The organism is Plantibacter sp. H53 (assembly GCF_001650455.1).
In the GTDB taxonomy this organism is placed as follows: domain Bacteria; phylum Actinomycetota; class Actinomycetes; order Actinomycetales; family Microbacteriaceae; genus Plantibacter; species Plantibacter flavus_A.
Genome location: NZ_LWCT01000049.1, coordinates 25,132 through 38,776 on the forward strand (window position 1 = coordinate 25,132; position 13,645 = coordinate 38,776).

Consider the following 13,645-nt stretch of genomic DNA (forward strand, 5'->3'; position numbering starts at 1 on the left):
GTTCGCTGTTCGGAAAGGCCTAGAAGAAGGTGATTCCGTGCGGCGCGCGCGGCGTCTGGAGCATCGATCGCAGCAGGAGCGGCGCTGCTGGGTCGGCCGCCTGCAGCACCCCGGCTGCGGCGAGCGACACCGGGGAGACCGCGCCGAGCAGGAGCGAACCGAGGTCGGCCACGTCGAGCGCGAGGTCGGCGCCGGCAGCGTCGGTCTCGTCGCTCAGCTTCGTAGCCGTGCCGCGGCCACCGGTCACCTCGAGGCGGAAGGTGCCCGCCGCGTAGCCGAGCGCGTCGGTGACGGCGATCGTCAACGTGCCGTCGACCGCGAACGGACGCGAGGCGAAGACGGCCGGGAGGTCGAGGACGCGCAGCCACACGTGGTCCTCTTCGTGCTCGATGTCGTACGCGCGGTTGTCGCCGAGGGCCGAGACGATCGGGTCGTCGAGCCTGGCACGGTTGTACTTCACGACGTCGTTGAGGTCGATGGAGAGCAGGAACTCCCACAGGGAGAGGTAGGCCGCGTCGGTCGCGTAGACGAGGTCGATGATCTCGATGCCGGTCTGACCGCCGGGCTGCTCGACCATGCGCCACGTGACATAGCCGTCGACCTCCTCGCCGTCAGCGGGACGGTGCACGGCGGCGCGGGTGTCCTTCGCCGGTTCACCGTCGCGACCCAGCGTGCCGAGGACCAACGGCCAGGATCCGGTGTTGCGGACCATGGACCCGATCGAGCGCTCGTCGAAGCGGTCGAACACCTGACGCGCGACGCCGTCGACCAGGTACTCGGGCGTGACGACCGACACGATGCCGCTCGTCGGCGCGAGGAACGGCAGCGCCTTCGCGCGCTTCACGACGACGTTGCGCTCACGGATCGCGGAGCCGAACCCGAAGCGACGGTAGATCGTGCCCTCGCTGGCGGTGAGGGCCGCGATCGCATAGCCGTCGGCGACGCCGCGCTCCAGAGCCTGCGTCATCATGCGGCGCAGGATGCCGCGGCGGCGTTCGGTCGGGCGGACCGTGACGTCGGAGATCGCCTGCGTGTCGATGCTGGTGCCGTCGCCCCAGCTGAGCGCCTTCGGGAACCAGGAGAAGGTGCCGGCGGGCCAGGTCTCGTCGACCGAACCGGGCTGCGGCTTGCGGACGTAGGCGCCGAGCAGCACCGCTTCGTCGGCGATGAGGTCGTTCACCTTGCGCTTGCGCGCCTCCGGCTTCGGGGTGGGCTCGTGGAAGCCGAACCCGATGGCGTCGAGCGCCGCGAGGCTCTCGGGCGTCGGTTCGCCGTCGGCCCCGTTCGCGAACGGGAACTCACGGAGCTCGTAACGGGCGTCGAAATCTTTGCTGTTGGCCACGAGTCCACCCTAACGACCCGGCCTGACACGTCTCCGGGAAGCGCGTTGGGACCGCGACCTCACGGCAGGGTGATCGACACCTCGACCGTGTACTCGTCGGCGGTCTGGCCCAGCACCCGCTGCCGGAGCTCGGTAGTCGGCATCGTGATCCCCCGCTCCGCGATCGCATCGAACAGGGCGACCACCGCGGGGTGCGTCGATCCCTCCGGAAGCTCGACGCCCGGTTCGGGTCGCCAGACCGCAGCGAGTTCGGTCCGCTCGGGCAGCACGCCGACCGTGGTCTCGTCACCACCCCACGTCGGTTCGAGCTGCGACGAGGTCGGCCAGCAGCAGACGATCTCGACCGCTCCCTGCTCACCCGGTCGGAGCGCGGTCCAGAACGGCCCCGTCGGCCCGACGCCGGCCTCCTGCACGGCGACGTAGAGCTGCGAGAACTGCTCGTTCGCGTCGTCATCGGTCACCGAGTCCTCGTCGCCGCGCGGCACGGTGAGCACCCGGCCGACGTAGGGCTGGGGAGGGAGCGAGCGTTCGACGATCTCGACCGGTGCCGCGAGCGACGCGACGACCGCGCGGGCCTGCGCGAAGGTGTGGTCCTCCTGCTCCCGCTGCTCCAGGACGAGGCGGTGGTGCACGTCGATCGCGGTCGACGGATCCGCGCCGGCGACGGTCACACCCACCGCGGCGAGGGGCACGCCGGCGTCGCGGAGTGCCTTCACGATCACGCCGGAACGCACCTGCTCCTCGCCGTAGCGGCGGTAGCCGGAGTCGGAATCGACCTCGGCTGGAACCAGCACGCCCTTCTCGTCGTAGTGGCGGAGCGCCTTCACGCTCAACCCGGTCATGCCTGCGAACTCTCCGATGTGCAACATGCTTCAAGCATCCCGTCTCCCCCTACGGGAGGGTCAACTCCGGTCCGAGCGGCCTTGAAGTTGCGCCTAACAGGTTCCTTAGTGAAGGATAAGCGCCTAAACTTCACTAAGAGCCCTCGTGACTGCAACTTGGGCCGATTCAGGAGGGGATGATGACGACAGCCGTCGCGTATGAGCAGCGGCCCTGGCAGTCGCGCATCGCCCCCGACGCGTTGCCGAAGCGCCAGCGACTCCTCCTCGCACAGCCATACGACGCCGCGGTCCCGCCACAGATCGCCGATCTCGACATCCGTCTGTCGGACGATCTCGTGGAGCTGCTGGGCGAAGCGCAGGAGCGGATCATCCGTTTCGACAGCGAGGTCGGTCACATCACCGCACCTTTCTCGTCGATCCTGCTGCGGAGCGAATCGGCGTCGAGCTCGCAGATCGAGAACCTGACGAGCAGCGCGAAGGCGATCGCCGAGGCCGAGTTGGATGAGCGCGACACCGGGAACGCGCCGCTCATCGTCGCCAATGTCCGAGCGCTGGAGGCGGCACTCGCGGCATCGGACGAGCTCTCCAACACGACGATCATCGCCATGCAGGAGCAGCTTCTCGGCACATCGGCACCGGAGATCACCGGCCGGTATCGCGACGAACAGATCTGGATCGGGGGCGGCAACTACAGCCCGCATGAAGCAGACTTCGTTCCGCCGCACCATGACCGTGTCGCAGCGGCGATGGACGACTTCATCACCTACTCCCTCCGACCGGCACCCCTCCCGCTCGCTGCGATCGCCGTCGCTCACGCGCAATTCGAGACCATCCACCCGTTCCCCGACGGCAATGGGCGCACCGGTCGAGCGCTGGTGCAGGCCGCTCTCCGGCGAGTCGGGCTGACCAGCGGGGTCACTGTGCCCATCTCAGCCGGCATCCTGCAGCAGCGTGACGACTACTTCGCTGCACTCACCAACTATCGGCAGGGCGACGTCGAGCCGATCGTCCGCGTGTTCGCCGATGGTGCGTTCCTCGCGATCGCCAACGGCCGGACGCTGGTGGAGGAGATCGAGACCATCCGGACGGCATGGCAGGAGGCCTTGCGCGACGTCCGCGCCGATTCGGCCGCGCATCGCATCACGGCACTGGCAATGGAACATCCGGTGATGAACAGTCGGCTCGTGCGCGAACATCTCGACGCCTCAGATCGCACGGTCTTCAACACCCTCGACACCCTCGTCGACCGTGGCATCCTCACGGTCGGCTCGTCGCGACAGCGGAACCGTCTCTGGACTGCGCCTCCGGTGCTCGCCGCCCTCGACGGGTTCGCTGCGCGCAGCATGCGGCGCGGTTGACGCCCTGGGCGGACATCGATCTCAGGATCGGACGGGCCTGAGCGGAAATGTGAATCCAGGCTCCATCAGCTGCACCTCGTCGCCTGGAACCGGCGCGACACCGCAACCCACAGCAGACCGCCGGTCATCGCGTACGCACCTCCGAGGATCAGCCATCCGACCGCGGTCTCTCCGACCGATGGCCGGATGACGATCGCGGTGAGAACAACCGGCGCGACCATGACCCCGAGCGACGTTCCGAAGCCGAAGACGCCCTGGTAGGCGCCGATCCGATGCGGCGGCGCGTAGGCGTAGCTCAGGGTCCACCCGGCAGCCGACGTCAACAGCTCGGCCAGGGTGAGGACGACGACAGCCCCGCAGAACAGTGCGGCGCCCGGCAGGTCAGGGAGCAGCGTCGAGGCTGCGAACAACGCTGTCGAGCCGAACAGCAGTCCGCCCGCGAGAGCGAGCGCACGACCCGACCGTGAGGGTGTGTCGGCGAGGCAAGAGATCGGGACCTGCAGCAGGACGACCAGGACGGTGTTGACGATGATTGCGACGGGGATGAGCACGTAGCGATCCTCAGTTCCGGCCGACACCCACAGCGGCAGCAGGAAGTCCAGGATCAGGTAGAACGAAGACAGCGCGGCGATCCCGAGGACGAAGACCGTGAATCCTTGGTTGGCGAACACTGACAGCGGCGATCCTTCCCCGACCTGTCGGACGTCGACCGGCTTCGGCCGAGGGGCGCGCAGCAGCAGCAGGATGCCTCCCACCTCAACTACCGCCATCGCAAGGAACGCTGCGGCATATGGAATCGGCGCGGGAAGTACGAGGACCACCGCAGCGAGCGCGGCTCCGATCGCGATGCCGAGATTGCCGACCGCACGCATCAGAGCGCGACACCTCGTCGCGGCCGCGGTCGGCAGTCGCTGACCGATCCAGGTCGCGAGGGTCGCCGCGGAACTCCGGTCGAATGCAGCCACCACGCTGAACGCGATGACAGCCACCAGCCCGTCGCCACAGAACACGAGCGCGCCGTACCCGACTGCGACACCGCACGACGAACCGACGGTGACCGCCTTCGGGCTGAGGTGGTCGGCGACGAACCCACCAACGAGCGACCCGGCAAGCCCGAAGGCCCCTGCGATGAAGACCGCGACCGCGACCGTCTGCTCATCGATGCGCAGCCCACTCGTCAGGTAGATGACCGACAGCGCCACGAATCCTCCGCGTGCCAGGGCTTTCGTAAGTCCGTTGGACAGCATGGCGACGACCGTCCGCCGATCCCCGTCACTGAGATCGTTCGGAAGACGCCAGCCGGCGCGCAGCCCGTGCAGCAGCGAGGTCATCCCGCACCTGGCCCGGCATCAAGACCGAACGTCGCCTCCGATGGCATCGCGTCGGAGAAGTGCGCTCGCTGCCAGGCCCGAAGCCCGGCGGCATCGGACGCTGGTGGTGCCACGTCGACCTGCTCAGCGAACCAAGCCTGGAGCAGGCGGACCCGCTCGTCGAACTGGGCGAGATCCGGCGCGGTGATGAGTGCCTCAGCGGTACGGATGTGCGTTCCGTGGGCGACTCCGTGCCGCAGGACCGATCCGGGGGCGAGGAAGTACCGGGCGAACTCGACGCCGCTCTGGCGGTGGACCTCGTCGAGCGTCGGAACCGTCAGGATCGTGCCCTCCGGCGTCAGCAACTGCGTCGTGCCGACGATGCCGGAACGCGTCGCGGTCGGCTGCTGCGCTTGTCGCCCGAGCGCGCAGCGGATAGCTGCCTCGACGATCGAGAAGCCGTACTTCAGGAGCAGCTGCTCGAAGGTGAAGGCCCCTCCACGCCGGAGGGCGCACTCACCGAAGACGTAGCCATCGGTCGGCGACCAGAAAATCTCCATGTGGAATGCCCCGCGCCATGCGCCGAGGGCGGACAACACCGACTCAGCCATCGGCGACACGTCCCTGTACACGTCAGGCGCTTGTGCCGGGTCGAGCTTCACCATCGTCATCGGCGCACCGGCGCTAAGCGATTGCAGCGGCGGAGCACCGTAGTGACTCATCGAGAGGAACTCGATGCGACCGTCGAAGACGATCCCGTCGACCACCCACTCCTTCGCGACGTCGACGCACGATTCGAGGAGGAAGTCCTTGTCGCCGGCGTCGGACTCGCCGAGGGCGATCAATGCCGCACGGAGCTCGGGCTCATTCCGGACGATCGCGGTGTGCATCGTCCCTGCGCGCGATGCCGGCTTCAACACGTACGAGCCAGGCCAGGGTACTGAACCGGCGTCGAACGTCCGCACATCTGGAATCGGCCAATGGGCGGCGGTCGGGATCCCCACTGCCTGGACCGCGCTCTTCTGCACGCGCTTGTCCCGGAAGACCGAGACATCACCCGAGCGGGTGAGCCGCGACGTGTCGGCAAGCGCGGCGAGCGCGTTGCAGGCGCCGAGCGCGAACTCGTCCGTCGTGTATACACCGTCGAACTGCTCGGGACGCGAGCCGGCGAGCATCAGAGCGGCGAGACAATCGTCGAGTCGACTGTGGTCCTCGACCAGCAGGACTGGCAAGTCTCCAAGCTCACGAAGCCCAGCTCGCGCACTGGCTCGTGAGCAGATGACCACCGTCTCGACGCCGAGGGCCGCTGCAGTATCGACCGCCGGCCAGTCGAGCCCGATCATCAAGAGCCGTGAACCGGCGACGTCGCGGGTGCGGTCGTTCGAGCTATCGGCCATGAACCGTCTCCAAGTACCACTGCTGCACAGTCCGTCCTATGTCTGTCTTCGGCAGCACGCGCCAATCCACGCTCCGGACCGGGACGACCTCGTACGCAGTGCCACAGACGAAAGCCTCATCCGCCTCGAACACCTCACTCGGCCGGACATGGCGTTCTTCCGTTCGCAGACTCAAGGACTCAGCACCGTTCAGGATCGTGCGTCTCGTGATACCTCCGAGAAACGTGTCTGCGATTGGCGTCACCAACGTGGAGCCGAAGACCAGGAAGACGTTCGCTCCCGTGACATCCGCAAGCCGGCCGTCATGCGTCGTGAACAGCGCGTCGTCGGCACCCGCCTGGCGCGCTTCCTGTGCGGCAAGTGTGCCGATCGTGTAGACCGTCGAGCACTTGGCCAGAACCGGAACAGTGTCCGGAGCTGGCCTCCGCCACTGCGACCAGCTGAGGTCGATGCCGTCTCGGGTGGCGAACGGAGCGGGCCACACCGCCGCAGCGAATGCGAGATGGACGGGCGCCCCCTCTCCGCCGAGCCCCAGCGCCTCTCCGCGCCAAGCGATGATCCGGAGGTAGCAGTCGCTCACGTCGAGCACTGCGAGATAGCTCTCGATCTCGAGGCAGATCCGTCGCCCGTCGAGCGGCAAGCCGAATCCGAGGTGCTCAGCGGAAGCGACGAGACGCGAGACGTGACGGTCAAGCTCGAAGGCCCGGCCGCCGTAGACGCGAATGCCCTCATAGACCGCCCCCGCGTAATGGAGGGCGTGGGACATCACCGAAGCCGTGGCATGCTCCGCGGGGAGAATCCGGCCATCCACCCACAATTGCTTCCGAGCCATCATGCGTACACGACCGAGATGTCTGCGTCGAGCTGATGGTGGAAGTCCCGCAGCTCACCGAGATCCGCGTGTGCAGAAAGAACGAAGGCCGGGTACCCACTGAAGGCAGGGTAGGGGAGGATGACTTCGCCGGGCCACATCATTTGGACGATGTCGAGAACGGCTGATCGCTGGCTCACCATATCGAGTCCTCGAATCTCCTGGATCACGCCGCTGCCGCGACAGGGCACGATGTAGTTACCGGCTGCTTGCACCACCGAGGTCGTCTCGTGATCGAACACGCTCGGGCGCCGCCCGGTAGCGGCAGCGAGTACCTCCGCGAAGAAGTCGATCCCGGTCGCGGCGCTCACGAGGGCGGCAGAGACACCTGAACCGCCGATGCGGGCGCCGATCTCCAAGATGTGAGGGGTGCCGTCCGCATCGAGACGGAGCTCGGTGTGCGTCGGACCACTGTCAATATCAAGCGCTCGGTGTGCCTCCAGAACGACTCGGCGGATGTCGTTCTCGCGTTTCAGGTCCAGGCCTGACGGGATCTGGTAGATCGACTCCTCGAAGAACGGACCCTGGGGCTGTCCTTTGTATCCGATGGACAGGATGCGGCTTGCTCCGGCGAAGGTCATGGCTTCGACCGCGAACTCCGGCCCTGCGATGAACTCCTCGACGACCACCTCGGTCGACGGACCGAGATCGGTCATCGCGGCGGCCGACCGGACAATCGCATGAGCAAGCTCATCGTGATCGACCACAAGCTCGACCCCTGTACTCGAGAACCCGTTCGATGGTTTGACGACCACCGGCAGGTCGAGTGACTTGGCTTCGGCGAGCAACGCTTCACCTACGGGCCCCGAACAGTATCTCGGGCTTGGTAGTCCACTACGCACCAAAGCCGACCGCATAGCCCCTTTGTCTCGCAGGCGTGAGATGACACGAACCGACAGTCCGGGCAGCTGATGCATCGCTGCTGCAAGACTCACCGCCGGTAGCGAGGCCTCATGCATGCCGAAAATGCCGGATGCGCGAAACCGACCGATGACATCACTCAAGAACTCGACGAACTCTGTTCCTCCGATCGGGCCCGACCAGTGCGCGATCACGACATTCGTCCTCTGTTCTGCGAGATCCCAATCGGAGGACTCGTCTTCGCGAGGAATCACGACCACGCGGCATCCGAGCTTCTGCGCACTCGAGATGAATCCGTCGAAGCGTCGTCGTGGATGAACGACGACGGCCACTTCCGGTTGATGCTCCCCGGTCACGCGGAGGGTGTTCTGCTGAAGTCCAACGGGGGTACGGCATCGAAATGTTCGACGTGACGGCGAAGAATGCGCTGTTCGTCGGTCAGCGCATACTTGTCACCCGCGACAGTACTTTCGACGAGGTACCGGCGCACCATCTGGGTCGCGTTCCAGCGGTACTCGTCAGGCGTCAATGAGTCACGTTCCAGGGCTTCAATGTCCACGACCAACGCACGCAATGCCTCGACCGCGCCGCCTTGGTCGATACCGATCACCCCACCGCGGATCTCCAGAGCTCCGCGATCCTGGAGGTATGAGAACAGGAAGATGCCAGTGCCCGCATCGAAGTTTCGCTCGGGGTGAGGCTCCAGTGGATAGCGGAACACCCGTTCAAGCAAGATCATGCTGAAGAGCTCGTCGAAGTACGGAACGTCACCTTCACGCGCCATCAGGAGCAGCTTGACGTCAACCTTGATCTCTTCAATCACCCCGATGAACCAGTGCATCTTCAGCACCGCGTTATCGGCCATGGACCACGGGCCCGAGAAGTGTGCACGGTCGTGCAGATACCCCCACAGACTTCGCACTTGAAAGCAGAGGTACTCGTCGAGTCGGGCTGAGCTCGAGAAGCGGTTGGGATCGTCCAGCAGGAGGCCGGCATTTGCGGCCGCGATCGTGCGGTGGATGTCGAAGAACTTGCTGAAGAAGAAGACCGCGTAGGACTGACGCTCGATCGGTCGGTGCGCGGCGACACTCTCTGGAAAGAAGACGAGGCAGTTACCGAGCGTGAACCCCTCGGAACCAGCGAGCAGGATCACGTCCATGTGCACGTCGTGGTCGTGCGGGTAGGTCGATTCCACCTCAGCCAGCAGCCTGGACTGATGGCGCTGGATGAAGAACAGCTCAAGTCGGACACCGGAGGGTGTCGTGCTGTTCGTTGCGCGAGTGACGCCGACGAAGAGGGCAGCTTCGCCGTCGCCGACACGGGAGAAGGCATCACGCGATCGGTCGAAATATGGCTTTTCGTCGAGTCCTCTATCGAGCCAATCGGCAATGTCGTCCGCGAAGGCTTGCGCCTGAACGTCCCGACCAATGTCCCCGAACACTGCAACGACTTGATCTCGGATACGAGTCAGTAGCTCTCGGTCCGAATCGGTCGGATCAGGGATGACCCCCAGGGCAGTTTGACGCAGTCGAAACGCATCGATGAGGGGCACCACCTGGTCGCGAAGAACGTCCGCTGTGGCCGCGTTGGCAGGCCGGATCAAGTTCTCCAAATTGGTTTCGAGCATGTTGGTCCTCTTCTTTGGTCGGCCGACAGCGCGTGCGGATAGACGGGTGAGCGTGCAAGGTGAAAGCCATGTCGACAGGGCCATGGTCGATGAGTGTCGTCAGCCCGAAGCGGTCAGCCGCCGCTTGTGTGGTGATACACGAGTCGGCGAGTCCGGCCGCGCAATCGGCTGCTGCTTGCGAGTTGCTGCTGCTCGAGATCCACCTGACCGCACCTGGAACGAGTGCTCGCGGTGCGGGGTGAGCCGCGCAGGTGGAAATGACCGCACCTTCAGTCGCATCGGTGCGCGCGAGGACCATCGAGTGCGTCGGCATGAGAAACGTGTCGATGATCGTCAGCTCCCCAAGGTTGCTGAACACGAGGTCATGGAGAGCCGGGTAGGCAGCGCAAGCCATGACCGCTTGCGACGCATCTTCGAGCGCCTGGACCGCTCGCTCCACACTGCTGTGAAGCTCCACTCGGCCCGTCACCTGATGATCGCTCAGCCATCTCCGCGCAGCCGCCTCGAGATTCGAGCCCTCCGGGCCCAAGGTATGAATGCGACTGATCGTGCCGAGATACTGCGGATCCACGTACTTCCCCCGTTGTTGGACTCGTGCATTGGGGTGTCTGCTCTACGGAGGCTCCCCGGCACGATGCGAGATGGCATCCAGAGTGCTCGGAGCCAGCAAGATCGAGCATAAGGTGGGCGAATAACATATATCAAGTATCAGAGGGTTAACAGGCGACTGTTGCCGTTTCACCTCCACCTCGGGGTGAGGCCCGAAGACGGCGACACTTGCGCGAGGTCCCGGGCAAGGCCGTCGGTGAGTGACCTCAGCACCGCTCAGCGGACCTCGCGGTCTTCGGCCAACCGGTAGCCTTCACGCGTGAACATCGATCCCACCGCATTCACCATCTTCTCCGTCACTGCCTGGCTCCTCGGCTTCATCCTGTTCGTGCTGCTGTGGATCTTCATCATCCGGACCGCGGTCCTCTCCGCGCTCCGGAAGCACCACGCGGAGACACAGGCCGAGCGCCGAGCCGCCGCAGGACGCGGCCTGCCGCAGTAGAGGTCGCGCAACCGATGCCACTTCCCCACGGCACAGAGCACCTGCGGTTCCGGCGCATGACGCCGGCGGACCTCGACAACATGGCGAAGCTCCTCGGCGATCCTGCGGTCATGGAGTTCTACCCGTCACCGAAGAACCGCGAGCAGGCCGCAGCGTGGATCGCCTGGAACGAGGACAACGACGCCCAGTACGGCCTCGGGCTCTGGATCATCGAGACCCACGACGGGGACTTCGTCGGTGACTGCGGCCTGACGTGGCAGCGGGTCAACTGCGAGCTGAAGCTTGAGGTCGGGTACCACGTGAGCGCCGCCTGGCAGGGTCGAGGGTTCGCGACCGAGGCCGCCGCCGCCAGTCGGGACTTCGCCCAGGAGCACACGGACTCGTCAGAGCTCGTCGCGATCGTCCACCCCGACAACCGGGCGTCGTCGCGCGTGGCGGACAAGATCGGCATGCGGCGCGTGGACGACGACCTCGGCGCAGACGGGTCGGTGCGGCACGTGCTGAGCATGCGACTTCGATCGACGGCCGCCCTCAGCGACGCCGATCACCCCGCCGAGTAGCCGCCGCACCTACCCCCGCGCCGCCACGAACGCGGCGACGCAGTCCTCGATGTCCTGCTCGCTGTGCGCGGCACTGATCTGCACGCGGATGCGAGCCTCACCGCGGGGCACCACCGGGAAGCTGAACGGGATCACGTAGATGCCCTGCTCCAGCATCCGCGCCGCGACCTGGGCCGCCTGCTGCTCGTCGTCGAACATCACCGGGATGATCGGGTGCGAGCCGTCCAGCAGCCGAAAGCCCTCCTCGGTCATGCGAGCACGGAACAGGTCCGCCTTGCGGAACAGTCCCTCGCGCAACTCGTCACCCTCCGCCGCGAGCTCCACGGCTCGACGTGCCCCGGCGACGAGCGACGGCGCCAGGCTGTTCGAGAACAGGTACGGCCGGCCCGACTGCCGCAGCACGTCGACGATCTCCTGCTTCGCGCTCACATACCCGCCCGACGCACCACCGAGCGCCTTGCCGAGGGTGCCGGTGAGGATGTCGACCCGGTCCTGCACGCCGAACAGCTCGGGCGTCCCGCGACCGCCCGGGCCGACGAAGCCGACGGCGTGCGAGTCGTCGACGAGGACGAGCGCGCCGTAGCGGTCGGCGAGGTCGCAGATCTCGTTCAGGGGTGCGTAGAACCCGTCCATCGAGAACACGCCATCGGTGACGATCACGGTGCGACGAGCGTCGGCGGCGTTCATGAGCTGCTGCTCGAGGTCGGCCATGTTGCGGTTGCGATAGCGCAGGCGTCGGGCCTTGCTCAGACGGATGCCGTCGATGAGCGACGCGTGGTTGAGCGCATCGGAGATGATCGCGTCGTGCTCGCCGAACAGCGCACCGAAGACCGCTCCGTTCGCATCGAAGCAGGAGGAGAACAGGATGGTGTCCTCCGTGCCGAGGAACGCGCTCAGCTCCTGCTCGAGGTCGCGGTGGATCTGCTGGGTGCCGCAGATGAAGCGGACGCTCGCGAGCCCGTAGCCCCACTCGTCGAGCGCTAGTTTGGCGGCCTCCACGATCGAGGGCTCGTTGGCGAGGCCGAGGTAGTTGTTGGCGCAGAAGTTCCGCACCTCGCGACCGTCGATCGTCACGTGGCTACCCTGGCGGGACGTGATCGCGAACTCGCGCTTCGTGAGGTCGTCCGCCTCGATGGCGTCGAGCTGGTCGCGCAGTTGGTTCTTGATGATGCCGTACATGTCGTCTCCTCGGGGTCGAGTGGGCGGTTGAGCTGAGTGTGGCGGTCGCTCAGGCGGCGGTCGCGGCGTGGGCGGCGACCGGTGCCTGTTCGTCGATGACGCCGGTGATGACGACGTCGCGGTTGTCGGTCCAGTCGATGAGCACCTTGCCCGCCGCTCCCCCGCGCGCGGTGTCGAACGCGTCCTGCCAGGAGGCGAGCGGGAAGCGGGCGGTCACGAGGGACTCGAGGGCGTTGCGGAGCTCAGGGCTGTGGTCGACCATCGCGCTCGCGTGATGCCAGGTGTCGAACATCTCGCGGCCGTAGATGCCCTTGATGGTGATCATGCGGGTGATGACCTTGGTCCAGTCGATCTCGATGTTCGTCGACGGGAGACCGAGGAGGGCGACCTTGCCACCGGTGTTGAGGTTCTCGATGAGCTCACTCGCCGCAGCGGCCTGTCCCGACATCTCGAGGCCGATGTCGAAGCCCTCCAGCATGCCGAGCTCGACCTGGGCGTCGGCGACCCGCTCCTTCGAGACGTCGACCACGCGGTCGGCGCCCACGGCGAGCGCCTTCTCGAGGCGGTCGGCGACGACGTCGGTCGCGACGATGTTGCGCGCCCCGGCGACCCGGCAGACGGCGATGGCCATGAGACCGATGGGGCCGCAGCCGGTGATGAGGACGTCCTCACCGAGGATCGGGAAGCTGAGGGCCGTGTGGACGGCGTTGCCGAGGGGGTCGAACAGGGCACCGAGGTCGGGGGTGACCTGGTCGCCGTGGACCCAGACGTTGGTGGCCGGCAGGACGACGTACTCGGCGAAGGCGCCGTCGAGGTTGACGCCGAGGCCGCGGGTGTGACGGCAGAGGTGACGGCGGCCCGAGCGGCAGTTGCGGCACGTTCCGCAGACGAGGTGCCCCTCGCCGGAGACCGCTGCGCCGACCGGGATCCCCTCGACGCGGCTGCCGACCTCGACGACTTCGCCGGAGAACTCGTGGCCGGGGACGAGCGGGGCGTCCACCGCGCCGGCCGCCCAAGGGTCCCACGACTCGATGTGGAGGTCGGTGCCGCAGATGCCGGTGCGGTGGACGCGGATGAGAACGTCGTCGGAGCCCATGGCCGGCATCGCACGCTCGATGAGTTCGAAACCGGCGGTGTCGGGTCGTTTCCAGAGGGCGAGCAACGGCGTTCCTTCCTGCGGGAGCGGCGGCGGCCGGTGGTATCGGCTGACGCGGACGGGCGTCTTTGCGCTGTCCTGGTGACCAACG

Annotated in this window: 12 protein-coding genes; 3 read left to right on the forward strand and 9 right to left on the reverse strand. The window is 66.3% G+C overall.

Features of this window, described 5'->3' with window-relative positions; translation table 11 throughout:
* Positions 1-19: 19 nt before the first annotated feature.
* Positions 20-1,342, reverse strand: a complete 1,323-nt coding sequence (locus A4X17_RS16595) for a GNAT family N-acetyltransferase (RefSeq protein ID WP_064296768.1) — start codon at positions 1,340-1,342, stop codon at positions 20-22.
* Between the two features lie 59 nt (positions 1,343-1,401).
* Positions 1,402-2,211, reverse strand: a complete 810-nt coding sequence (locus A4X17_RS16600; RefSeq protein ID WP_064296769.1) for a MerR family DNA-binding transcriptional regulator — start codon at positions 2,209-2,211, stop codon at positions 1,402-1,404.
* A gap of 152 nt (positions 2,212-2,363) precedes the next feature.
* Between A4X17_RS16600 and A4X17_RS16605 the strand changes: the two genes are divergently transcribed.
* Positions 2,364-3,542, forward strand: a complete 1,179-nt coding sequence (locus A4X17_RS16605) for a Fic family protein (RefSeq protein WP_231884425.1) — start codon at positions 2,364-2,366, stop codon at positions 3,540-3,542.
* A gap of 65 nt (positions 3,543-3,607) precedes the next feature.
* Here A4X17_RS16605 and A4X17_RS16610 read toward each other — a convergent pair whose 3' ends face one another.
* The 5 genes from A4X17_RS16610 to A4X17_RS16630 all read right to left on the reverse strand — a co-directional run bounded on the left by A4X17_RS16610 (position 3,608) and on the right by A4X17_RS16630 (position 9,608).
* Positions 3,608-4,873 (reverse strand): MFS transporter, encoded by a 1,266-nt coding sequence (locus tag A4X17_RS16610; protein ID WP_064296771.1) that lies wholly within the window; start codon positions 4,871-4,873, stop codon positions 3,608-3,610.
* Positions 4,870-6,249 carry an acetyl-CoA carboxylase biotin carboxylase subunit family protein gene (locus A4X17_RS16615; RefSeq protein ID WP_064296772.1) on the reverse strand — a complete coding sequence of 460 codons (1,380 nt, stop codon included), beginning with the start codon at positions 6,247-6,249 and terminating at the stop codon, positions 4,870-4,872. Before A4X17_RS16615 ends, A4X17_RS16610 begins: the two co-directional genes overlap by 4 nt.
* Positions 6,239-7,015: an aminotransferase class IV gene (locus A4X17_RS16620; protein ID WP_175484324.1), complete on the reverse strand. Its 777-nt coding sequence runs from the start codon at positions 7,013-7,015 to the stop codon at positions 6,239-6,241. Before A4X17_RS16620 ends, A4X17_RS16615 begins: the two co-directional genes overlap by 11 nt.
* 65 nt (positions 7,016-7,080) lie before the next feature.
* Positions 7,081-8,337, reverse strand: coding sequence for an ATP-grasp domain-containing protein (locus A4X17_RS19040; protein ID WP_139205289.1), 1,257 nt, complete (start codon positions 8,335-8,337; stop codon positions 7,081-7,083).
* Positions 8,334-9,608, reverse strand: a complete 1,275-nt coding sequence (locus tag A4X17_RS16630; protein WP_064296775.1) for a DUF6421 family protein — start codon at positions 9,606-9,608, stop codon at positions 8,334-8,336. The genes A4X17_RS19040 and A4X17_RS16630 overlap by 4 nt, the downstream gene beginning before the upstream one ends.
* Positions 9,609-10,476: 868 nt before the next feature.
* Here A4X17_RS16630 and A4X17_RS16635 point away from each other — a divergent pair.
* Both A4X17_RS16635 and A4X17_RS16640 read left to right on the forward strand, forming a co-directional pair.
* Complete coding sequence (locus tag A4X17_RS16635) at positions 10,477-10,659, forward strand: hypothetical protein (protein WP_064296776.1); 183 nt, start codon at positions 10,477-10,479, stop codon at positions 10,657-10,659.
* 14 nt (positions 10,660-10,673) lie between these two features.
* Positions 10,674-11,219 carry a GNAT family N-acetyltransferase gene (locus A4X17_RS16640; RefSeq protein WP_064296777.1) on the forward strand — a complete coding sequence of 182 codons (546 nt, stop codon included), beginning with the start codon at positions 10,674-10,676 and terminating at the stop codon, positions 11,217-11,219.
* Between the two features lie 9 nt (positions 11,220-11,228).
* On the opposite strand, the gene A4X17_RS16645 is transcribed toward A4X17_RS16640, so the two are convergent.
* Together A4X17_RS16645 and tdh are read right to left on the reverse strand one after the other, a co-directional pair.
* Positions 11,229-12,398, reverse strand: coding sequence for a glycine C-acetyltransferase (locus A4X17_RS16645; protein WP_064296778.1), 1,170 nt, complete (start codon positions 12,396-12,398; stop codon positions 11,229-11,231).
* 49 nt (positions 12,399-12,447) lie between these two features.
* Positions 12,448-13,560, reverse strand: coding sequence for an L-threonine 3-dehydrogenase (gene tdh, locus A4X17_RS16650; protein ID WP_064296779.1), 1,113 nt, complete (start codon positions 13,558-13,560; stop codon positions 12,448-12,450).
* Between the last annotated feature and the right edge of the window lie 85 nt (positions 13,561-13,645).

Bases quoted from the DNA above. Each gene is read 5' to 3' on its own strand.
- A4X17_RS16605 (WP_231884425.1), top strand. From the start codon at position 2,364: ATGACGACAGCCGTCGCGTATGAGCAGCGGCCCTGGCAGTCGCGCATC.
- A4X17_RS16600 (WP_064296769.1), bottom strand. From the start codon at position 2,211: ATGTTGCACATCGGAGAGTTCGCAGGCATGACCGGGTTGAGCGTGAAG.
- A4X17_RS16640 (WP_064296777.1), top strand. From the start codon at position 10,674: ATGCCACTTCCCCACGGCACAGAGCACCTGCGGTTCCGGCGCATGACG.
- A4X17_RS16630 (WP_064296775.1), bottom strand. From the start codon at position 9,608: ATGCTCGAAACCAATTTGGAGAACTTGATCCGGCCTGCCAACGCGGCC.
- A4X17_RS16610 (WP_064296771.1), bottom strand. From the start codon at position 4,873: ATGACCTCGCTGCTGCACGGGCTGCGCGCCGGCTGGCGTCTTCCGAAC.
- A4X17_RS16620 (WP_175484324.1), bottom strand. From the start codon at position 7,015: ATGTCCCACGCCCTCCATTACGCGGGGGCGGTCTATGAGGGCATTCGC.
- A4X17_RS16645 (WP_064296778.1), bottom strand. From the start codon at position 12,398: ATGTACGGCATCATCAAGAACCAACTGCGCGACCAGCTCGACGCCATC.
- A4X17_RS16615 (WP_064296772.1), bottom strand. From the start codon at position 6,249: ATGGCCGATAGCTCGAACGACCGCACCCGCGACGTCGCCGGTTCACGG.